Source organism: Ensifer sp. ENS07, assembly GCF_014852185.1.
Lineage (GTDB): Bacteria > Pseudomonadota > Alphaproteobacteria > Rhizobiales > Rhizobiaceae > Ensifer > Ensifer adhaerens.
The window spans coordinates 800,405-820,307 of the sequence record NZ_JACVBE010000001.1; the positions used below are offsets into that span (position 1 = coordinate 800,405).

Below are 19,903 nucleotides of genomic sequence, written 5' to 3' on the forward strand. Positions count from 1 at the left end.
ATCCCCCTTGGACTTGCCGGGTCGCGTCCAGGCTTGCACCGAGAGTTTGTTCGATCGAGCCTCGAACTGTCCGAAGGTCGCGTGCAGTTAGATGAAGTTCGTAGGTTGGGGGTAGGAAAGACTTCTTGCCCCGCCTGGAAGTGTAGGCATTACGCTCGGTGGCTGTGTAGCTGCCCGACGGGATCTTCAATCCCTCAATAGTGACGTCGGCGTCAGCTGTTAGCACCACAAGCTTTTTCTGAATGGGCATCATTATCTCCCGACGCGCGGTTCACCCGTTGATTGAGGAGATACTCAACCACCTACGTTGCGTGGAACTGACCGGAGCCTGACAGACCAATGGCAAAAGGCACACTGAGGGACGAGGTGAAAACCTTCATCGTCCAAAGCCTCGCCTGCTTCGACACGCCCTCTGTTGTCGTCGAGGCAGTCAGGAAGGAATACGGCGCCACGATCACGCGTCAGTCGGTTGAAGGTTACGACCCGACGAAGAAGGCCGGCAGCAACCTCGCAGAGAAGTGGCGGATGCTCTTCGAAGAGACCCGCAAGACCTTCCTTGAGGACACCGCCTCGATCGCGATCAGCCATCGCGCCGTTCGTCTCCGCGCTCTTCAGCGCATGGCAGACAAGGCAGAAACCCAGGGCAACATGGTGTTGGCCGCCGACCTGCTTGAGCAGGCCGCGAAAGAGGTGGGCGACAGCTACACCAATCGCCAAAAGCACGATTACACTTCAAGCGATGGGAGCATGAGCCCGAAGCCGGCATCCTTCGATCTTGCCACAATGACGGACGAAGAGCTTGAAGCGTATCGAACTCTCGCTGCCGCCGCTGACAGAAATCGAAAGGGAGATTGAGCGACGGTCCTGCGCGCGGTCGCTCGCCGAATTCGCCAGACGGGCGTGGCATATCCTTGAGCCGGCAACCCCGCTGAAATGGGGCTGGGCGCTGGACGCGATCTGCGCCCACCTGGAAGCAGTCAGCCGAGGGGAAGTAAAACTCCTCCTCATGAACGTGCCGCCTGGCACAATGAAGTCGCTCCTCACCGGGGTTATCTGGCCGGCCTGGGAGTGGGGGCCACTCGGTCAACCTGAAAAGCGCTTCCTATCGACGGCGCATAAGCAGGATCTGGCGATCCGCGACAACCTGAAATGCCGCCGGCTCATCCAGTCGGAATGGTACCAGGATCGTTGGCCCATCGCCCTGACCACCGACCAGAACGCCAAGACGAAGTTCGAGAACGATCGGACCGGCTTTCGCGAGGCGATGGCTTTCCAGAGCATGACCGGCTCTCGTGGCGATCGAGTGATCCTCGACGACCCGCTCTCGGCTGACGATGCGAATAGTGATGCCGAATTGCTCGCGGCGGAGCGGACATTCCTTGAAGCGCTGCCAACGCGCGTCAACAACGACGAATCCGCGATCGTCGTCATTATGCAACGCCTCCATGAGCGGGACACGTCCGGTCTGATCCTCTCGAAGGGATTGCCGTACATCCACCTCATGCTTCCGATGCGGTTTGAGCCTGATCGGCAGTGCGTCACGCCATACTTCGCGGACCCGCGAACGAAGGCAGGGGAATTGCTCTTCCCCGAGCGCTTCCCAAAAGAGCAGGTTGACCTGCTCGAGCGGACACTCGGAAGCTACGCGTCGGCCGGCCAGTTGCAGCAGCGGCCCGTCCCGCGCGGCGGCGGTCTGTTCAAGCGGTCATGGTTCGGCACGGTGAAGGCGCTCCCGACCGGCTGTCGTTTCGTGCGTGGTTGGGACTTGGCGGCGACGGAAGATGAGGAAGCAGCGGCAACGGCAGGCTGCTTGATGGCGCTGGCGCCAGATGGGCGGTTCATCATCGCCAACATGGTGCGCGAGCAATTCGGACCGATGGCGGTGGAGAAGCTTCTCCGCAACACCGCCGACCAAGACCGGGCAGAACACGGCCAGGTGCGCGGATCGATCCCTCAGGACCCCGGGCAAGCGGGCAAGGCACAGGCGCAGCACATGCTGCGTCACGTCCTCGTCGGGCACGACTACCACGCCAGCCCGGAGACGGGTGACAAGGAAACACGCGCTCTTCCGCTCGCGGCGCAAGCCGAGGCGGGGAATGTCTTCCTTATGCAGGGAGCATGGAATGAGGCGTTTTTGACTGAGGCAGAGAGCTTCCCGACCGGGAAATGGAAAGACCAGATCGACGCGGCCTCTCGCGCGTTCACGGAACTGACGACGAAACGTCAGCCAAGCAGCACCACAACGGCGGTCCAGGGGCTTTTCTGATGCAAGATGTGAAGACAACGCACCCTGACATCACCCCGGATCGGATCGCCGATTGGTGCCTTATGCGGAACACGATGCAGGGCCAACGCGCGGTGAAACGCGAGGGCGTTCGCTACCTGCCCATGCCTTCCGGCTTCAAGTCGATGCCCGATGGCGGGGTCGAGGCGTACGAAAAGGCCTACAAGCTGCGCGCTATCGTGCCGGAACTGCTGGCGCCGTCGGTCGCGGCCATGATTGGCATCATCCATGCGAAGGAAACGCAGATCACCGTCCCCGACGGCCTGTCGTCGATCTGGGAGAATGCGGATGGCGAGGGCATGAGCCTTGAGGCCTTCCATCGTCGGATTACCCGATATCTGCTGTGGCTCGGTCGCTATGGAGTGCTGACGACTGCGCCGGTGGACGGCGGCGAGCCTTTCCTTGCCGGATACGCCGGCGACAGCATCATCAATTGGGACCGGGATTTCTTCGTCCTGGACGAGACCGGTAAGAAGCGCTCCGGCTTCGAATGGAAGGACAACCCGAAGTTCCGCGTTCTTGAACTGGTCGACGGCCTCTATGTCTCGACGGTCTACGAGGGCGAGAGCTTGGACACGGTCACCGTCAGCGAGCCTGTCGCCCTCGGTGGCCAGCGGCTCGATTTCGTTCCGTTCTATGTCGGCAATGCCCGCGATGTCGTTCCGCCTGTTGAGACACCGCCGCTGATAGGCATCGCGAACGCCATCATTAACGCCTACCAGCTGTCCGCTGATTGGCGCTGGCAGTTGTTCATGTCCGGGCAGGAGACCCTTGTCGCGATCAACGGTGAGGCACCGAAGACCGTCGGCGCCGGTGTCGTGCACCAGATGATGGGCAACGATACCGTGACCCCGGACCTCAAATACGTGTCGCCGTCGTGCTCCGGCATCGAGGCGCATGAAGCTGCGATCGAGAAGCAGGTCGAAGCTGCCGTGATGGCGGGCGCCCGCATGTTCGAGCAGGAGAAATCCACGCAGGAGAGCGGCGAGGCGAGGCGGCTCCGCTTCGCTAGCGAGACTGCCAACCTCCAGAGCATATCTCAGGTATCGGCGGCTCTCCTCGAGCGCGGCTTGAAGGCCGCAGCGCGTATGAAGGGGCTCGACGACAGCGATATCGTCGTCACGCCTCCCAAGGACCTGCTCGACAGCACCATGTCGGCGGCAGACTTCGCGCAGCTGTTCACCGTCTACACTCAGGGTGGCATGTCCTGGGAGACCTTCTACGAACGCGGCCAGGCGGGCGGGATCTTCTCGCCAGAGCGGGACGCGGACGAAGAGTACGCCCTCATCGAACCTGAGGGCACCGAAGACGAGCGGCGCGCTGCCCTCGTCTAGTTCAGGCCGGAACCCGGCCACAACCACCACCCACAGGAGATAAGGCCAATGGCCCTGAAACTCGTTCTGGACTCGCTCGACAACGTCGACGAGGCCCTGAAGGCCCTTTATGTCGAGCATTCTGATGGCAAGTTCCATCTTGATACCGACGCCGACAGCGTCCGCGGCCATCGCGACGTTCTTCCCCTCGCCAACGCCTACGACCGCACGAAGACCGATCTTGCCACCGTCAAGGGCGAGCTCGCCGACGCGAAGAAGAAGGCGGCCCCCGACGATTTCGACCCGGAAACGTGGAAGAAGCTGAAGGACGGCAAGACCGACGACGCCGCGCACCAGCGCCAGCTCGTCGAACTGCGCAAGACCCTTGAGGGCGAGCGCGACGACTGGAAGGGCAAGTACGAGGGCGAAGTCACGAAGGGCAAGAAGGCGAAGATCAACGCCGAACTCACTGACGCGCTCTCAGCCTCCGGCATCACCAATCCGTCGTTCGTCAAGGCAGCCCGTGCGCTTCTGGAGCCGCGTGTCGCCATGGATACCGACGACGCCTCGATGGATATCGGCCTCGGCCCGATGGGCATCGCCGAAGCGGTCAAGCGCTGGGCGGCCGGCGACGAAGGCAAATCTTTCGTGGCGCCTGCCAAGGGTGACAACGCAAAGGGCAACGACGGCGGCCATCAGCAGCAGACGACCAAGGGCGATTTCGGCGGCGATACCAAGGCGCGCACCGCGGCAATCGCGGCGAAGTTCCCGGAGCTTGAGGCCTAGCTACTTCTGAGCAATTCGCGCCACCCCGGCGCAAACCCGTGATCTCAACGAGGTGACGGGCATCTGGGCAATGCCCGCATCCACCTCCCAACCAAAATCACGGAAACAGAAAGGATCAGGCCATGTCTCTCGCGCAGATGCAGGTCTTCAATAAGTACTTCATGCCCGCCACCATCGAGACGCTCGCGCAGATGGTCGAGAAGTTCAACGCGGCTTCCGGCGGCGCTATCCGTCTGACCACGGAAGGCTTCGAAGGCGACTTCCTTCAGGAATCGTTCTACGCGGCTATCCACTCCGCACAGCGTCGCGTCGATCGCTACGCGGCCCAGGCCAGCGCCTCGGCCACCGACCTGACGCAGCTCAAGCATTCGTCCGTCAAGGTCGCCGGCGGCTTCGGGCCGGTTCGCTACGAGCCGTCGCAGATGACCTGGCTCGACAAGCCGACCGCCGAAGGCATCGAAGTTGCGTCCCGCAATTTCGCCGAGGCGCTGCTTCGCGACCAGCTCAACACCGCTGTTTCGGCGCTTGTAGCCGCGATCAGCAACCAGGCCGGCGCCACCAATGACGTATCAGCCACCCTAGGCGTCAGCTACGTCACCATGAACGACGGTCACGCAAAGTTCGGCGACCATTCCGGCAACCTCATCACGCAGGTGATGAACGGCACGGCCTATCACAAGCTGATCGGCCTCAACCTCGGCAACGCCCAGCAGCTTTTCCAGGCTGCCAACGTTCGTGTTGTCGACATCCTCGGCAAGATGGTCGTCGTCACCGACGCGCCGGCTCTGTACGAGGCTGGCACGCCGAACAAGCTCAAGGTGCTCTCGCTGGTGGCCAACGCCGCCACCGTCTCGGACAGCCGCGACATCATCTCGAACATCGAGACGAAGAACGGTCAGACCCGCATCGAGACCACCCTGCAGGTCGACTATTCGTTCGGCCTCGGTCTCAAGGGCTACACTTGGGACGAAGGCAACGGCGGCAAGTCGCCGACCGACGCGGAACTCGCCACCGGCTCGAACTGGGACAAGGTCGCGACCGACATCAAGCACACCGCTGGTGTCATCACCATCGGCGACGCGACCAAGTAACCGAAGCGGGGCGGGATACATGCCCGCCCCGTCTCCATTCTCCGTTTAGGAACAGAGACATGACGAAACAACGTGAAGTCATTTATGAGCCGCACCCGGTCTCGATCGAGCGGAAGCGCGAACTGCTTGCGTCCGGCTTCAAGATCATCGACGCCCGGTTCGAACCAGATCGGCAAGAGGCGGCAGGTGACGAGGGTGAGGGCAGCCAGGACGGCGGCTCCAAGCCGGCTGACGGCGACGACCTTAGCACCGCCCGCGCCCGATACCTCGAAGTCGTCGGCAAGCGTCCGTTCAACGGCTGGGATCTCGAGACGCTGAACGCGAAGATCGCCGAAGCCACTTCGGAAGAGAAGGCAGGCAATGGCCTGACCCGCCGCGAGATCACCGCGGACCTCGAAGCTATGCAGGTCGAGTTCGATCCGAACGATAGCCTCGAAGACCTGGCCGCATTGCGCGACCTGGCCCGCGAAGAGCGGAACAAGTGATGTTCTACGGCACCCTGGCCGGCGCGCTGGCTTATCATGAAGACCGGGGCAACGTGGCGTGGTCTGCCGGCACGGTCACCGACCCGCAGCGCGAGGCCGCGCTCCTCCGGGCCTCGGAAGCGTTGGACGGCATCTACGGCCCGCGCTTCCCCGGCAAGAAGGCAACCCGCACGCAGGAGCGGGCATGGCCGCGCGTTGGCGCAGTCGACCACTGCGCTGATGAACCAATCCCGGAGGGTGATACCCCAGCCGAGATCGAGACAGCCGCCTATGCGCTGGCTCTCGCCGAACTACAGTCCCCGGGCTCGTCGACGCCGACACTCACGCTCGGCAAGTCCGTCAAGCGGCAGAAGGTCGGAAACATCGAGCGCGAGTTCTTCAGCCCGGAAGAGGGTGTACCGATCACTCTTGAGAGTCTTCGCCCGGTGCTGACGGCGGTTGAGGACGCGCTTCGCTGCATTCTCACGCCTGATACCAGCAAGGGCGGCACCTTCACTCTGGATCGTTTCTGATGTCGTTCTACATCGAAATGCAGGCCACGGCGCACGAGCTCATCGAGGAGTTCGGCCAAGTCGGCGTCGTAACCCGCCTGACGCCTCCTGACCCGATCCTCGGCGGCGAGCCGGTGTCTACGCCACACCCGGCCGCGCTGGTCCCGATGGCCTACGAGGCCCGCTACATCGACGGAACGAACATCCGCACAGGCGACGTGCAGATCTACATCTCATCCGTCGGGCTGGTGATCGAACCGACCGTCGGCGACATCGTCAGCGCCAATGGTACCGACTACGCCATCGTGGCGGGTGACCCGAACAAATACGACGGGCAAACCAACGTCGTCTTCATCGTCCAAGGAAGGATTCCGCAATGACCGTCAGCACCAAACTCGACGTGTCCCTGTCCGTGTCTCAGGCCGGGAGCAATGCCTTTTCGTCTGGCCCGTTCTGGTCAGCCGGCATCGACTTCGCCCAAGCCTTTTCCGACGGCACTACGGCGAACAAGGTTGACCGCGCATATGTGGCGGAGCGCATCGTCGCTACCGGCGCGAATGACGATATTGATCTTGCAGGTGTTTTGGCCGACGCGCTCGGTGCCACGATCACTGCTGTCGAAATCGTTGCAATCCTCGTGATCAACAAGGCGAAGGACGGCACTCCGAACACCACCAATCTAACCATTGGAGGTAGCACGAGTGGCGTGCCAGGTTACACGGCCGCCGGCGAGGTCGTTAAGCCTGGCGGCATTTACCTGATGATGAACCCTGATGCCTCCGGAATTGCAGCAGTCACGGCGGGCACGGGCGATATCCTGCGCATCACCAACTCGGCCGGCGCCTCGAACAAGTACATGATCGCGATCCTGGGCCGCTCCGCCTGATGAACTTCGACACGCTTCTCGCCACCTTCGAGCCGAGCCTTGCTGGCGCGTTCCGTGAGGCCTTCGACGAGATCCGCTCGTCCATCGTCCTCGCCCGAGTCATCGAACGGCTTGAGCGTGGCGACATCAGCGGAGCAATCGAGGCCATGCAGATCGAGCCCGAGGCTTTCTCGGCTCTCGAAATCGCCCTGCAGGAGGCATTCAACGCTGGCGGTACGAATGCCGTCGCTGAATTGCCAAAGGTAACGGATCCGCAAGGCAATCGCGTCATCTGGCGTTTCGGTGTTCGCAACCCGGCCGCCGAGGCGATCTTGCGGGAACTGTCGTCGACGATGGTCACCCACATAACCGATGATCAGCGGCAGGGCATTCGGCAGGCGTTAGAAGCCGGCCTCGCCCGAGGCGCCAATCCTCGATCGACGGCGCTCGACGTCGTCGGCCGCGTCAACAGGGTGAGCAAGCAGCGTGAAGGCGGCGTCATCGGCCTAACGCGGCACCAGATCGCCTTTATCGAGCGAGCTCGCGTCAATCTGGCCTCCGGCGATCCGGAGTTGATGAAGCAGTATTTCGAACTCAAGACCCGCGACAAGCGTTTCGACCGCACCATCGCGGCGGCCATGCGCGAAGGCAAGCCGATCACCGGCGACGGGCTCGCGAAGGTCATCGGTCGGCTGCGAGACAAGAACCTGCTCCTCCGCGGCGAGATGCTGGCGCGCACCGAAACCATGATGGCGCTCGGCTCGGCCCGGGATGAGGCTATCCGCCAGCAGATCGAGGGCGGGAAGGTCCAGGCGCAAGACGTCACCAAGACTTGGCGTGATGCAAGGGACAGCCGCGTTCGTCACACGCACCGCGTGTTAAATGGCCAGGCCGTAGGCATCGACGAGGTCTTTCAGAGCCCATCAGGAGCGCTCCTCCGCTACCCGGGCGACCCGCGCGCGCCGATCAGTGAGATTTCCGGCTGCCGTTGCCGGCTTGAATACAAGATCGACCACATTGGCGCCGTCGTCCGCCGTTTCCGTGCCGAGGCTGTCTGATGGCAAAGCTGTCGTTCGCCGCAACGGTTGCGGCCTTTGCAGAGAAGGTCCCGGGCGCGGTCGAAGCCGTCTTCAAGGAATCGGTGCACGACGTCACCGAGGAGATGTTGAAGCCGACAGGGGCAGGCGGGCGGATGCGGGTTGATACCGGCTTCCTTCGGGCATCAGCGCTCGCTTCTACGACGGCGATGCCGACGATCAAGAGCCAGTCTGGCCCCGTCGCGGGCCAAAACTACGCTTTCGACTTCGGCCAGATCGAGGCCGTAATTCTCGGCGCTGACGTCAACGACACCATCTATGTGGGCTTTACGGCCGGATACGCAGTTCACCGCGAGTTCGGCGCGAACGGCCAGGCGCCGGATGCGTTCGTCCGCAGCGCTGCGCAGCAGTGGCAGGGCATCGTCAATCAGAAGGCGTCGGAGTTGAAGCGTCGTCTCGGGCTTTGATCGCCCGGTTCTCATCTGAACCGCTGTCTTGGGCAGCTACATGGCCCATCTGAAGCAGCAGCAAGGCCCTTCGCGCCGCTTTCAGGGCGGTGTCGCCCCGCACAGTCTCGCCGTCCTCCCGGCCTAAGGCGAGGTAGGCAGCGTGCAGACGTTCGTAGACCTGATCGTCGGAAAGCTTATCGGCCATCGCCGGGAAGGATTACACGAATGCCAACAGGTGTGGAAGCCAACATCTGGCTCGCGCTCATCACTCGTTTGCAGGCGCTGATCTTCACCCCGGCCCAGGCGATTGCGGGGCCGTTCGTCCCGTTTCCGCCCCCGGGGCAGACGAAGCCGAAGGACTATCTCGAGGTGGTGTTTCTGCCGAGCCCGACCAGGACCCGCACAGTCGGGCCTGGTCGCCAGCAGCACCGCGGCATCATGCAGGTAAACGTCCATTTCAGCAGCGGTACCGGCATCATCGTGCCGTTGCAGCGCGCCGACCAGATCGTCGCCCACTTCCCGAAAGACCTGATCCTCTACGAGAGCGGCGTGAAGGTGAAGGTCAATCGCAAACCCTATGCAATCCCGCTCCCGCCAGCCAACGGCTCCCTCATGGTCCCTGTGACCATCTCCTACGAAACCTTCGCAGCCTAACAGCAAGGAACCATTCCCATGACGATCACCACGGCCACTGGGGCTCGCTATTTCATCGGCGGCACCACCGCAATTCCGTATGCCAGCGGCGATGCAGCCGCCATCGCTGCCTTCGAAGCCCTGCCATGGGTGGAGATCAAGGAAGTCGAGGACGGCGGCGAGATCGGCGATGAATCCGCCGACGTGACCTTCCAGTCTCTGTCCGATAGCCGTGTCCGCCACCTGAAGGGCGCACGTGATGCCGGGACGCTGGCGCTCGTCGTCGGCGATGATCCGCTCGACGCGGGCCAGCAGGCGCTGCGTGCGGCTGAGCAAACGAAGTTCCTCTACAACTTCAAGGTCGAGTACGAGGACGCGCCGGACGCCACCTATTCGAACAGCGTCGACTACTTCCGCGGTCTCGTCATGTCGGCCCGCAAGCAGGTAGGCGCAGGCGACAACGTGCTCCGCCGCACGTTCAACGTCGGTATTAACACCGAGATCCTCACCGTCGACCCGGCTGTCATCTAAGGAGTACTCATGTTCGATCTTGCCAAGTTCGACAAGGACATCGCGTTCGATTTCGAGCAGGCGTTCCCGCTCGAAATCCTTCATCCGATCAACGGCGAAAAGACCGGTCTCGTCGTCGAGATTGTCTCGTACCGATCGGAACGGGTGAAGCGGGTACAGCGTCGCCTCGGGAACGCTGCCATCCGCGAGAACAAGAAGAACCCGAAGAAGGTCGGGACCGTCGAGGAGGTCGAGGAGCGCACGAACGAAATCGTCGCGGCCTCTATCGTCTCATGGAACATGACCCGGGATAAAATTCCTGTCGAATGCACGCCCGAGAACATCATGCAGATCATCTCGGATCCCCGGTATTTCTTCATTGCCGAGCAGGTCGATAAGGCCGCCGACGAGGACGCGAATTTTACGAAGCGGTCGCAGAGGACTTAATCGCCTTTGCGGCTGCGCTTTTCGCGCCACGGCGCAAGAATGATCCCCCGCCCGAAGAACCCGTCTTCGGCATCCACATCTGGGATTGGTTCGTTGAACTGCACAACAGCCGGCAATCCGGCTTCGCAGCCAACCCCATCAGCTTCGGTGAGGTAGAATCCTTCTGCCGCCTCACCGGAGCGGCCATCAGCCCTTGGGAACTGTCCGTGATCCGCCGAATGGATCAGGTGGTCCTGTCCATCATCAACAAGACCGGCAAGCCAGACGTTCAGCACCGTCAGACGACGGAGGCTGATGTCGCCGAGGCGAAGCTACGGATACGCGGGGCGGCGAGGAATCGCCGCGTTGTTAAGCGCTCGGGGGACTGACATGGAACTAGCTTCCCTCGGTATCGAGGCCAAAACTACCGGCGTCGATCAGGCCACCAGCAAACTCGACAAGCTCACCGGCGCGGCGAAGCGTGTTGAGACAGCGGCTGGTTCGCTGACCGGCGCAACTGAAAAGGCCGCGGCCTCTATGGGTCTTTGGACCGACAAGGCCGGTCGTCTACGCAATGCAATGGGGCAGTTCGCTTCCGCCCAGGAGAAGGCGGCTGCCGCAGCGCTGGCGGCGGCCGGGGCATTGGATGCTGAATCGGCCGCTGCTCTGAAGGCGGCTGGTGCCGTGAACAAGCTCAATGGGGCCGCCAACGACAACAAAAGGCACATGAGCGCGGCGTCGATGAACGTCGGCAACCTCGCTGCCCAGTTCCAGGACATCGGGGTTTCCGCTGCGATGTCGATGAACCCGCTACAGATCGCGTTGCAGCAGGGTACGCAGATCAGCGCCGTTCTCGGTCCAATGGGCGCGTCTGGCGCAGTGCGGGCTCTCGGGGAGGCTTTCCTTTCCGTGATCTCGCCTGTGAGCTTGGCAACGATCGCCATCGTGGCGCTGGCTGCTGCTGGCCTTCAGATGGTGAACTGGAGCAAGCTCGCGGCGTCGGCGCTGACCATGCTTGCCAATGGGCTCGTCGTGATCGCACCCTATGCCGCCGCGGCAGCAGCCGGGCTAGCGCTGCTCTATGCTCCGGCGATCATAGGAGGCGTCATCGGCCTGATCGCACTTCTCGGGCGCCTGTCCGTCGCAGCGATCGGTGCTGCTGCATCCATGGCAGCAGCGAACCCCGCCGGCGCGCTCGTGCTGGGTATGGTAGCGGCAGTTGCCGCAGCGAACGTCTTCCGGGATGAGCTCACCCAGATCTTCGGCGTCGACATCGTCGGCTCGGCGAAGGATGGGGCGAACCTCGTCATCGGTGCTTTCGTCGCGGCGTTCCATGACCTCGAATTCCTCTGGGCCCAGTTCCCCGATGTGATCGGCGCAGCTGCCATCGGCGCAGCGAACATGGCGATTAAAGCAGTCAACGCGATCGTCTCGGCGAGCGTGAACGCGATCAACGGGCTGATCCGCAGTGTGCAGACCGTATTCAAGACCGGCGCGGCAGTTGGCACCGGGATGGACGTCGAGAAGATCCTCGGCAACACGAGCGGCCTTAGCAACTTCATCGAAGCGCCGCAGCTGGATGAGATCGCCAATGAGGCAGCAGGTCGGCTAGCCGGCGCCGTCCGCCAGCGCAACAAGACGCTGCAGGATGACCTGACCGCCGATTACCTCGGTACTATCGGGACCGCCGTCACCAAGGGCGCATCAGCTGCCTCGACCAAACTGAAGGAACTCGCCAAGGACCTGACCACGGTTGACGACAAGTCGAAGAAAAAGGGCGGAGGCGGCAAGACCGAAGCCGAAAAATATTCGGATATCGTAGACGGCGCGAACCGTCGCATCGCATCTCTCAAGGCGGAGCAAGAAGCGCTCGGCATGACCGAGCAGTCGGCCGCCGCGCTGAAGTACGAGACCGATCTCCTCAATCAGGCGCAGCAGAAGGGCATCGAGCTTACGGCTGCGCAGAAAGCGGAACTGTCCGGGCTTGCTCAGCAGATGGCAGCGACTGAGATCGCGACGAAGCAGGCAAAGGAAGCGCTCGATTTCGTGAAAGATGCGACGAAGGGCTTCCTTTCCGATCTCCGCTCCGGTCTCGCTAACGGCGAGGGGCTGTGGCAGTCCTTCGGCAAGGCCGCGCTGAACGTTCTCGACAAGATCATCAGCAAGGTGGAGGACGAGCTCGTCAACGCGCTGTTCTCCGCCGGCAATGCTTCTTCGGGCGGCGGCGGAGGTGGGCTCCTTGGCGGTCTGCTCGGCGGTATCGGCAAGATCTTCGGCTTCCGATCGGGCGGTTATACCGGTAGCGGCGCGACGGGCAGGGCGGCCGGCATTGTTCATGGCCAGGAATATGTCTTCAACGCCCGGGCCACGAAGAAGATCGGCATCGGCAACCTTGAGCGCATCCACAGCGCCGCCAATGGCAACGGCTACCAGTCCGGCGGCTACGTCACTCCGATGCAGCCGGCGCCCCAGAACGGCGGCGTCATTGTCGTTCGCACCATCAATGAGGTCCGGAACGGCAACCTCGTGCCGGTCATGACAGAGGTGGCGGGCGAAGTATCCGGTCAGAAGATCAAGGAAGCATCGCCGCAGATCGTCGCGGCGTCCGTCACCAGGGCAAATGAAACTGCCCCCGCAGCGATGGCTAAGTATCAGCGCGATACCGCCGGCGGCGATTACAGGACCAGTTGAGCATGGCTGACATTCTTGTGTGGCCGGCCCAACTCCTCACCCCGGAGGAGTGCCGGCCGAATATTGTCCCGTATACCCGCTCCGGAGGGCGTTCTCTCGGTGGCGTTGAACCGGCGATCAGGACCGATCTCGGTTATTGGGCGATCGATCTCGTCGACATCGCGACCTTTGATATGGCGCAGCGCCGAACCTGGGAGGCCATTAGCCAGAAGCTCGGCGGCCGTTCCGGTCTGATCGCTGTCCCTGCATGGTCGCGAGACACCGCCCCGTACGTTTCAGGCGAATATGAGCCGGTCGGGCTCGTGCCGCATGATGACAACGCACCGCTCGACGACGACACCGAGTATCAGCAAGGCGCGATCTCGGTCGTCACCGACGGCGTTACGCCGATCGGCGCGACCATGATCCGGCTGCGCATCATCAACGCGGCGTCTGATCTGGTCGGCGTTCGCTTCTCCTATGAGCATGCCCTCTACAAGACGGGCCCGGCGATATCGATCGATGGTGACATCTGGACGCTCCCGATTTCACCCGCGGTGCGCGCATTGATCCCCGCCGGCAGCGATCTGGAATTCGATGAGCCGACATGTCTCTGCCATCTCGTCGACGATCGCGGCATGGATGCCGGCGTGAACTCGATCGAGTTCGAGCAGCGCTCGTTAAGCTTCGTCGAGGCAACCGACTACTGGGCCTCGTTGGTGGCGTGATGATCAAGTCTCTTCGCGTCCTCGCTCAACTCGACTTCCCGTCGAAGACCATTCGGCTGTGGGACGGGTCGGGCGGTCTATTCATCGACCTCGACGGGAACATCTGGCGACCTTGCGTGCTGACAGAATCGGCGCTGGACCAGATCGAACTGGCGATCAATGCGGAAGCCTTCACGCTGGCACTGGCGCTCTCCGGCATCGACCAGGAGCTTTCGAACGTTATCTGGTCCGACTATCAGGCCGGGGAAGTGATCGGCACGCGGGTCAGAATCCTCATCCAGGATTGCGACGAGTTCGACCAGCCGGTCGGCCCGCCCGATATCAAGTTCACCGGGACCATCGACGACATCATCTTCGACGATGCGGCGGCCAACGATCAGATTTTATCGACGATCACCGTCGAGATCACGAACCGCTTCACGCTGCGTACCCTGACGAATGGCGCTGTACTATCCGACGTCGACCAGAAGGCCCGATCGAAGGTTCTCAATCCAAGCGCCTCTCCGGATCGGTTCTGCGAGCGCATCCCGCTTCAGATCGACAACACTATACGTTGGCCGAACTGGTGACATGGAGCAGACCCTTCGCGAATTCCTCCGCGCCTACGGCGAGAAGCCGTGGCAACCGGGTGTCGACGTTGATTGCTGCCTCTTCCTCGCGTCCTGGGCGATGTGGCTCGGGCACTCGGATCCGGCGGCGCATCTGCGCCGGACCTATGACAGCGATGATGGGTTTCGTCTGATCGTCGACCAAGCAGGCGGCGTGGTGCCGTTGGTCGGGGATTGCGCCGCACGGATCGACGGTCGGCGGGTGCAACGGCCCGTTTGTGGCGCGATCGGCGTCATCGGCTCGCCTTCTAACATTCACCGCCAGTTCGGCGCGATCCATGACGGAGAGCGCTGGCTGGTGCGCTTCAGAAACAGTGTCGGCCCGATGGTTGCGACACCTCTCGCTATCTGGATTATCTGATGCCTGGTGTGATCGAACTGACCGCGCTCATCATCTCGTCGGTCGCAACGTCTGTCGTCGGCGCGAACCTGCTTTATCTCGGCACCTATGCGCTCGCATATGCTGGTTTGGCATTCGGCGCGCAGGCTTTGCAGGGGCTGTTCGTTCAGAAGCCTTCCGTTCCGAAGCCGGAGGACGGCAGCTACAACCTGAAGCAACCGGTTCCGCCGCTCACCTTTGCCCTCGGCCGGGTTAAGAAGGGCAGCGACTATGCCACGCTCGAGGAGGCAGGCGGCGTCGCTTACCACGTCCTGATCATGGCTGCGCACCGCATCCAGGGCTATGTGCAGCACTATCTGCACGATGACGCGGTGACGCTCACCGGTGACGTCGTGACCTCGCCCTCGAATTACCACTACAACGGCAACGACTACGTCAAGATCGATACTCGCCTCGGCTTGGATGCCGAAACCGCCTATCCGGCAATGGTCACGGCTTTCCCGACGATATGGAGCAGCAACCATCGCGGCGATGGCCTCGCCACGGTGCTGATGCGCTGCGTGACCGCGAACAGCCAGAACTACCTGAAAGTGTTCCCGAACCAGATGCCGCAGCACTCGGCGGTGATCGATGGCGCATTGCTGTTCGACCCTCGCAACCCGAGCCACAACTCGGGCGATGACAACACGTGGGGCTTCAGCCAGAACCTGCCGCTGATGCGTCTTTGGCACCTCTGCCATCCGGTCGGCGGAAAGCTGAGCTATACCGACATGTACCTGCCGGATTGGATCAATGCTGCCAATGTGGCCGACCAGAACGTGACGAACCGCACCGGAGGGACAGAGAAGCGCTACAACGGCGGCTTTTGGTTCCGGGCTAACAACGACCCAGTGCAGGTGGGCCGTTTGATGGACGAGGCGGCCGACCTCGTCGTGTTCGAGCGTCCGGATGGTCTGATCGGCGTGCATGCCGGCCAGTATGTCGAGCCGGACATACGATTGACCGCCGCCGATATCATCCGATGCACCCACGACGTCAACCAGCGCCGCGCCTCGACAGTCCTAGCCGTTCGCGGGCGGTTCACCGATCCGGCCAGCCGCTACAACACGGTCGATGCGGCGATCTACGGCGATCCCTATGCCGGCGAGGACACCGAGCGCACCGTGACCGTCGACAACCAGGCGATCCAAAGTCACAACCACGTCGCCCGACTGCAGAAATTGAAGTTCACTCGCCGCAATGCGCCGCGCGTGACGATCGTCGCCCACTACGAGGCGGCGAAGAACATAGCCTACCGCCGCTTCGTGCGGGTCCATTTGCCGCCACGGCTGACGGAGGTCGTGATCGAAATCACTGCCACTCCGAAGCTCTCGCTAAAGAACCTGACGATCGAGTTTTCCGGCATCGTCGTGCCGGCCAACCTATACGCCTTCAATGCTGCAACGGAAGAAGGCGCCCCAGGCGCGAGCGTAACGCCGCTCCCGCCGCAAGGCGTACCGCTCCCGACAAATTTCGACGTGACGATCGCGACGGAGGTTGTCAGCGGTGGCGCGACCGCGGCCTATGGTTCGGCGACCTGGGATTTCGTCTCGGATTCGCTGATCTACGAATTGGAGTGGCAGCCGACCTCAGGAAGCGAACCGCCGCGATCGGTGACATCGAAACCCGGCGAAACGCAGGTACGCTCCGGCTATCTCTCCGACGGTGTGCAGTATCGCTTCCGGCTTCGTGCTTGGTCGAATGGCAATAGCTCGGAGTTCACCTCCTACGAGAACCGCACGGCGACGGCGGATCCAGTCGCGCCTGGCGTCGTTACTAGCCCGTCTCTGACAGGCGGTGTAGCGCAGGTGAGCTTCGGGTGGACGGCACCAAACAGCGCGAACTACTTTGCTGCAAGGCTCAACCTGAACACCACCAACAGCATGACTGGCGCGACGCTGGTCGCGACAGAATACGGATCACCAGCTGCTATCGACGCGAGAACGATATCCGGCCTAGCTGCCGGTACCTATTACGGCTTCATCGTCTCGATCAATGCATCAGGCGTCCCGGCTGCCGCGGTCGCGACCGGTTCCGCAATCGTCACCTGAGACACCCTTCATTTTCCTGAAATCTTTGCTCTGGCGCCGCGCCAGAGCGCCTTCGCATGGGGATAGGCATGGCCGATACCGCAAATACCGTTTACCGAGATTTCGTCACCGATGGCGTGCCAGCCTCGGGCAACAATAAGCCGAAGAAACGCGAGATCCGCGCCCTGCTTACCGGCTATGAGACCATCATTAACGCCTTCATATCTGATGGCGGCCTGATCTACACGAGCAAGGCTTCCCTCGACGCTGACCTGGCGCATGGCGCTCATGCCTCTGCCTGGGTGATCGGCGATGCGACAGCAGCGAACAATGGCGTCTGTATGAAGGTCGGCGCTTCCGGCGCTGGATCTTGGGTGCGCGTCTCGGATCTGCCGTTCTCCTTCATCATTGCGAGCGATGCCGGGGCTGGCACCCCGAACGCCATCCAGGCGACGACGAGCATTCCCGTTAGTTGTTCGGCGCTCGTGTGGCTGAATGTGTTCGAGGTGAACACATCGAGCCCCGTAACAGTTGCGTTCAACGGAGAGGCGCCGCTGACAATCAAGACCAACAGCGGCAGTGATGTGCTTGCTGGCGAACTTCTTGCCGGGATGATAGTGCTGGGTATTGTAAGCGGTGCGACGTTCCGGCTTCTGAGCGATCACGCCAGCGCCGCTATCGTTGCGCAAGCGCAGTCCTACGCAAACGCCGCAGCTGCCGCGGCGAATGCCGGTTTCGTATTCGACACAGAGTCGGATTTTGAGTCCGCGAACGTTCCGGTGTCATTACTGTTCATCCAGACGTCGGGCTATCATGCCCCTGGCGATGGCGGTGGCCATCTGAAAAAGCGTATCTCCACGCCTTCACTTATCAAATCCTGGCACAAACAGAGCGCGGACGGCGCATGGTGGGAGGTTTCGGAGATTGAATCTCGCCCGCAAATATTTGGCGCGAGAGGAGATTCGGTCACCGACGATACTGCCGCGGCACAAAGTGCGCAGGCTTATGCAAAGGAGTTTCGCCTACCCGTAGTGTGGGGGCGCGGTCGCTTTGTTCTTTCCGGTACGATTGAGTTTCCGGCGGGCGTTCCGCAGATTGGCGCTGGGGCGGGAGAGTGGCTGGCATGGTCCTCTACGCTGCCGAAGGTGCCTGCTTTGACGGAGCTAATCTTTATTGGCACTGGTCCGAAGTCGTTTTCTCTACCGCTGGTCACCGACATGCGAACGAGCGGGGGCGTTATCGCGAACCCGTCTCCGATCAGTGGTGACACGAAGGACACACACTACCGGCTTACCTCATTTATGAATGACGCCGGTACGCCGCGTCAGTTCTCTTGCGCGGTGAAGACAGAGCGCAGCGGGCGAGGGATCTCCGTCCGCGGTATGCGAATAGTTCTGAATCATCCGGGCGTCGGCGAAACGTACGGCATCCAGGGGTATAACGACAACGCTAATCAGGCCCTCGGCAGTGATTGGGATGTCGGCTTCTGGAATGAAAGCGGCCAAGCCCTGATTGCGGAGGACGTTCACGTCGTCGGATACTGGCGTATGTACGGAGGCCTACAGACCGCTGTCATCGATAACGACGATGCAACGAGCGGTGCGGGCAAGACTGGGTCGGAGTATAGCCGTTACCTTTACTGCAACTTCCAAGGTGCGGTAGGGTGGGGGATCCGCGGTGGCGACAGCTATAAGATTACCGAGGTCGGCGCCAACTATGTCGGAATCGAAGACGCCCCGAACCTTCCATTTAAAGCAGCGTCCAATGGCAGGGTCCGACTTGGTTCGTCTGAGACAAGTTCCTCTGCATTCACCTATACTGCGGTAACCGTCGTAGGTGGCAATCTAAGGCTCACGATCACGGAAAGCTTGGGGGGCATCAGCGTTGGCGGCGTCGTTGTCGCAAACGTCTACGGCTTTGGGATATCAAACACCGTATTACAGGACTGTGAACTGTCCGGATTGAGCCACGCCACTGGCAAGCGCGCCACCCAATTGAACACGCCGTTCAACAAGCCGTCCGCCGCTCTCGAAGGCTCGGGAGCATTCATCAGAGGCTTGACGCTTCGTGGGTCGAAGCTAATCGGTCTCGAGGATGTGCTTTGGCATTTCCACAACATCGCCGACGTAACAATGGATAGCCAGACGGTTGTTGAGCCCAAGGTGGACAGTCTGACAAGCACTGTCGGTGCCCGATGCATCGCTTCACCAACCCCTTCGGTGAATACTCGCGTCACCAACCCCATGGGGCAGACTGATAGCCTGCGTATGGATTTCATTACCAGTCAGACTAACGCTGCGGTTGATCTGAGGCCGAGGACATCGCTCTCAGCCCCGGCGAGGTTTGCTGGCGGCGGCGACGCTGGTTTCTTTGAGCCTCAAAGCATGCGCTGGCTCGATCAAGCCATGCGACTGGACCGAACGAACGTGATCTTGCAGGCCCGCTCCGGAGGCTCAATACTGCTGCGTGATGCCGGCGGGACATCGAGGATCACGGTCACCAATGATGGCGCGACCACGACCGTTAACGGTGGCGGTTCTGCGGTCAATCTTCTCGCTGGCTTCTTCCGCCCCACAGTAGACAATGCAGTCGCTTGCGGCTCCACCGGTTTCCGGTGGACGCAGCTTTTCGCGGCAACTGCAACGATCGGAACATCAGACGAGCGGGAGAAGCAGCAGATCGAGGCGGTAAGGGATGTCTTCCTGGATGCGTGGGGGGATGTAGACTTCGTCCAGTTCAAGTTCAACGATGCAGTTGAGCGGAAGGGCGACGCAGCGCGACTGCACTGCGGTGTGCTTGCCCAAAGGGTCGAAGCGGCTTTCCGCGCCCACGGCCTCGACCCGTTCGAGCTCGGTGTTCTCTGTTGGGATGAATGGGAAGAGCAGCAGGCGGTATACGAGGAAGTCTCCAAACCTCTGATTGATGAGGATGGAAAGACTGTTCTTGATAACTATGGCAACCAAGTCCTTCGAATCGAGAATGTCCTAGTGCAGCCATATCAAGCCGCAGGCAATAGATATGGCATCCGTTACGAGGAAGCCTTGGTTCTCGAGGCGGCTTACCAGCGTCGAAGGGTGGATCGCATTGAGGAAAGGCTGGTGGCGCTAGGTTTTTGATC

General features: G+C 61.6%; 21 protein-coding genes. 20 read left to right on the forward strand and 1 reads right to left on the reverse strand.

The window, feature by feature from the left end; genetic code table 11:
* Positions 1–339: 339 nt before the first annotated feature.
* From IB277_RS03990 to IB277_RS04055, 14 genes are all read left to right on the forward strand, one after another.
* Positions 340–855, forward strand: coding sequence for a DUF2280 domain-containing protein (locus IB277_RS03990; RefSeq protein ID WP_192370752.1), 516 nt, complete (start codon positions 340–342; stop codon positions 853–855).
* Complete coding sequence (gene terL / locus IB277_RS03995) at positions 800–2,266, forward strand: phage terminase large subunit (protein WP_210339573.1); 1,467 nt, start codon at positions 800–802, stop codon at positions 2,264–2,266. The genes IB277_RS03990 and terL overlap by 56 nt, the downstream gene beginning before the upstream one ends.
* Positions 2,266–3,618 (forward strand): DUF4055 domain-containing protein, encoded by a 1,353-nt coding sequence (locus tag IB277_RS37960; protein ID WP_246812695.1) that lies wholly within the window; start codon positions 2,266–2,268, stop codon positions 3,616–3,618. The genes terL and IB277_RS37960 overlap by 1 nt, the downstream gene beginning before the upstream one ends.
* A gap of 48 nt (positions 3,619–3,666) precedes the next feature.
* Positions 3,667–4,383, forward strand: a complete 717-nt coding sequence (locus IB277_RS37965; RefSeq protein ID WP_246812696.1) for a hypothetical protein — start codon at positions 3,667–3,669, stop codon at positions 4,381–4,383.
* Between the two features lie 122 nt (positions 4,384–4,505).
* The gene (locus IB277_RS04010; RefSeq protein ID WP_060530069.1) at positions 4,506–5,474 is read left to right on the forward strand and encodes a major capsid protein; all 969 of its coding nucleotides are present in this window, start codon (positions 4,506–4,508) and stop codon (positions 5,472–5,474) included.
* A 59-nt stretch (positions 5,475–5,533) separates the two neighbouring features.
* On the forward strand, positions 5,534–5,959 hold the full coding sequence (locus tag IB277_RS04015) for a hypothetical protein (protein ID WP_192370753.1): 426 nt from the start codon (positions 5,534–5,536) through the stop codon (positions 5,957–5,959).
* Entirely contained in the window at positions 5,959–6,471 is a 513-nt protein-coding gene (locus IB277_RS04020) for a DnaT-like ssDNA-binding protein (RefSeq protein WP_192370754.1), read from the forward strand. Before IB277_RS04015 ends, IB277_RS04020 begins: the two co-directional genes overlap by 1 nt.
* Positions 6,471–6,830 carry a hypothetical protein gene (locus tag IB277_RS04025; RefSeq protein WP_192370755.1) on the forward strand — a complete coding sequence of 120 codons (360 nt, stop codon included), beginning with the start codon at positions 6,471–6,473 and terminating at the stop codon, positions 6,828–6,830. The genes IB277_RS04020 and IB277_RS04025 overlap by 1 nt, the downstream gene beginning before the upstream one ends.
* Complete coding sequence (locus IB277_RS04030; RefSeq protein WP_192370756.1) at positions 6,827–7,336, forward strand: hypothetical protein; 510 nt, start codon at positions 6,827–6,829, stop codon at positions 7,334–7,336. Before IB277_RS04025 ends, IB277_RS04030 begins: the two co-directional genes overlap by 4 nt.
* The gene (locus IB277_RS04035) at positions 7,336–8,373 is read left to right on the forward strand and encodes a phage minor head protein (protein ID WP_192370757.1); all 1,038 of its coding nucleotides are present in this window, start codon (positions 7,336–7,338) and stop codon (positions 8,371–8,373) included. Before IB277_RS04030 ends, IB277_RS04035 begins: the two co-directional genes overlap by 1 nt.
* Positions 8,373–8,819, forward strand: coding sequence for an HK97 gp10 family phage protein (locus tag IB277_RS04040; RefSeq protein ID WP_192370758.1), 447 nt, complete (start codon positions 8,373–8,375; stop codon positions 8,817–8,819). The genes IB277_RS04035 and IB277_RS04040 overlap by 1 nt, the downstream gene beginning before the upstream one ends.
* Positions 8,820–9,026: 207 nt before the next feature.
* The gene (locus tag IB277_RS04045; RefSeq protein WP_192370759.1) at positions 9,027–9,455 is read left to right on the forward strand and encodes a phage tail terminator-like protein; all 429 of its coding nucleotides are present in this window, start codon (positions 9,027–9,029) and stop codon (positions 9,453–9,455) included.
* A gap of 18 nt (positions 9,456–9,473) precedes the next feature.
* Complete coding sequence (locus IB277_RS04050) at positions 9,474–9,965, forward strand: phage tail tube protein (RefSeq protein WP_192370760.1); 492 nt, start codon at positions 9,474–9,476, stop codon at positions 9,963–9,965.
* Positions 9,966–9,974: 9 nt separating this feature from the next.
* Positions 9,975–10,391: a hypothetical protein gene (locus IB277_RS04055; RefSeq protein WP_192370761.1), complete on the forward strand. Its 417-nt coding sequence runs from the start codon at positions 9,975–9,977 to the stop codon at positions 10,389–10,391.
* Here IB277_RS04055 and IB277_RS04060 read toward each other — a convergent pair.
* Positions 10,388–10,666 carry a hypothetical protein gene (locus IB277_RS04060; protein ID WP_192370762.1) on the reverse strand — a complete coding sequence of 93 codons (279 nt, stop codon included), beginning with the start codon at positions 10,664–10,666 and terminating at the stop codon, positions 10,388–10,390. The genes IB277_RS04055 and IB277_RS04060 overlap by 4 nt on opposite strands.
* A 94-nt stretch (positions 10,667–10,760) precedes the next feature.
* On the opposite strand from IB277_RS04060, the gene IB277_RS04065 reads away from it, so the two are divergent.
* The 6 genes from IB277_RS04065 to IB277_RS04090 all read left to right on the forward strand — a co-directional run bounded on the left by IB277_RS04065 (position 10,761) and on the right by IB277_RS04090 (position 19,901).
* The gene (locus IB277_RS04065) at positions 10,761–13,061 is read left to right on the forward strand and encodes a phage tail length tape measure family protein (protein WP_192370763.1); all 2,301 of its coding nucleotides are present in this window, start codon (positions 10,761–10,763) and stop codon (positions 13,059–13,061) included.
* A gap of 2 nt (positions 13,062–13,063) precedes the next feature.
* Complete coding sequence (locus tag IB277_RS04070) at positions 13,064–13,768, forward strand: hypothetical protein (RefSeq protein WP_192370764.1); 705 nt, start codon at positions 13,064–13,066, stop codon at positions 13,766–13,768.
* Positions 13,768–14,337, forward strand: a complete 570-nt coding sequence (locus IB277_RS04075; protein ID WP_210339574.1) for a hypothetical protein — start codon at positions 13,768–13,770, stop codon at positions 14,335–14,337. The genes IB277_RS04070 and IB277_RS04075 overlap by 1 nt, the downstream gene beginning before the upstream one ends.
* A 1-nt stretch (position 14,338) precedes the next feature.
* A complete protein-coding gene (locus tag IB277_RS04080; RefSeq protein WP_192370766.1) occupies positions 14,339–14,737 on the forward strand; it encodes a hypothetical protein in 399 nt (132 codons plus the stop codon).
* The gene (locus tag IB277_RS04085; RefSeq protein ID WP_192370767.1) at positions 14,737–16,806 is read left to right on the forward strand and encodes a hypothetical protein; all 2,070 of its coding nucleotides are present in this window, start codon (positions 14,737–14,739) and stop codon (positions 16,804–16,806) included. The genes IB277_RS04080 and IB277_RS04085 overlap by 1 nt, the downstream gene beginning before the upstream one ends.
* 68 nt (positions 16,807–16,874) lie before the next feature.
* Entirely contained in the window at positions 16,875–19,901 is a 3,027-nt protein-coding gene (locus IB277_RS04090; protein WP_192370768.1) for a tail fiber domain-containing protein, read from the forward strand.
* The last annotated feature ends 2 nt before the right edge of the window (positions 19,902–19,903 follow it).

Coding starts and splice junctions, on each gene's coding strand:
- IB277_RS04035 (WP_192370757.1), top strand. CDS start 7,336: ATGAACTTCGACACGCTTCTCGCCACCTTCGAGCCGAGCCTTGCTGGC.
- IB277_RS04020 (WP_192370754.1), top strand. CDS start 5,959: ATGTTCTACGGCACCCTGGCCGGCGCGCTGGCTTATCATGAAGACCGG.
- IB277_RS04075 (WP_210339574.1), top strand. CDS start 13,768: ATGATCAAGTCTCTTCGCGTCCTCGCTCAACTCGACTTCCCGTCGAAG.
- IB277_RS04040 (WP_192370758.1), top strand. CDS start 8,373: ATGGCAAAGCTGTCGTTCGCCGCAACGGTTGCGGCCTTTGCAGAGAAG.
- IB277_RS04065 (WP_192370763.1), top strand. CDS start 10,761: ATGGAACTAGCTTCCCTCGGTATCGAGGCCAAAACTACCGGCGTCGAT.
- IB277_RS04055 (WP_192370761.1), top strand. CDS start 9,975: ATGTTCGATCTTGCCAAGTTCGACAAGGACATCGCGTTCGATTTCGAG.
- IB277_RS04070 (WP_192370764.1), top strand. CDS start 13,064: ATGGCTGACATTCTTGTGTGGCCGGCCCAACTCCTCACCCCGGAGGAG.
- IB277_RS04050 (WP_192370760.1), top strand. CDS start 9,474: ATGACGATCACCACGGCCACTGGGGCTCGCTATTTCATCGGCGGCACC.
- IB277_RS04025 (WP_192370755.1), top strand. CDS start 6,471: ATGTCGTTCTACATCGAAATGCAGGCCACGGCGCACGAGCTCATCGAG.
- IB277_RS04015 (WP_192370753.1), top strand. CDS start 5,534: ATGACGAAACAACGTGAAGTCATTTATGAGCCGCACCCGGTCTCGATC.
- IB277_RS04010 (WP_060530069.1), top strand. CDS start 4,506: ATGTCTCTCGCGCAGATGCAGGTCTTCAATAAGTACTTCATGCCCGCC.
- IB277_RS04090 (WP_192370768.1), top strand. CDS start 16,875: ATGGCCGATACCGCAAATACCGTTTACCGAGATTTCGTCACCGATGGC.
- IB277_RS04030 (WP_192370756.1), top strand. CDS start 6,827: ATGACCGTCAGCACCAAACTCGACGTGTCCCTGTCCGTGTCTCAGGCC.
- IB277_RS04045 (WP_192370759.1), top strand. CDS start 9,027: ATGCCAACAGGTGTGGAAGCCAACATCTGGCTCGCGCTCATCACTCGT.
- IB277_RS37965 (WP_246812696.1), top strand. CDS start 3,667: ATGGCCCTGAAACTCGTTCTGGACTCGCTCGACAACGTCGACGAGGCC.
- IB277_RS03990 (WP_192370752.1), top strand. CDS start 340: ATGGCAAAAGGCACACTGAGGGACGAGGTGAAAACCTTCATCGTCCAA.
- IB277_RS04080 (WP_192370766.1), top strand. CDS start 14,339: ATGGAGCAGACCCTTCGCGAATTCCTCCGCGCCTACGGCGAGAAGCCG.
- IB277_RS04085 (WP_192370767.1), top strand. CDS start 14,737: ATGCCTGGTGTGATCGAACTGACCGCGCTCATCATCTCGTCGGTCGCA.
- IB277_RS37960 (WP_246812695.1), top strand. CDS start 2,266: ATGCAAGATGTGAAGACAACGCACCCTGACATCACCCCGGATCGGATC.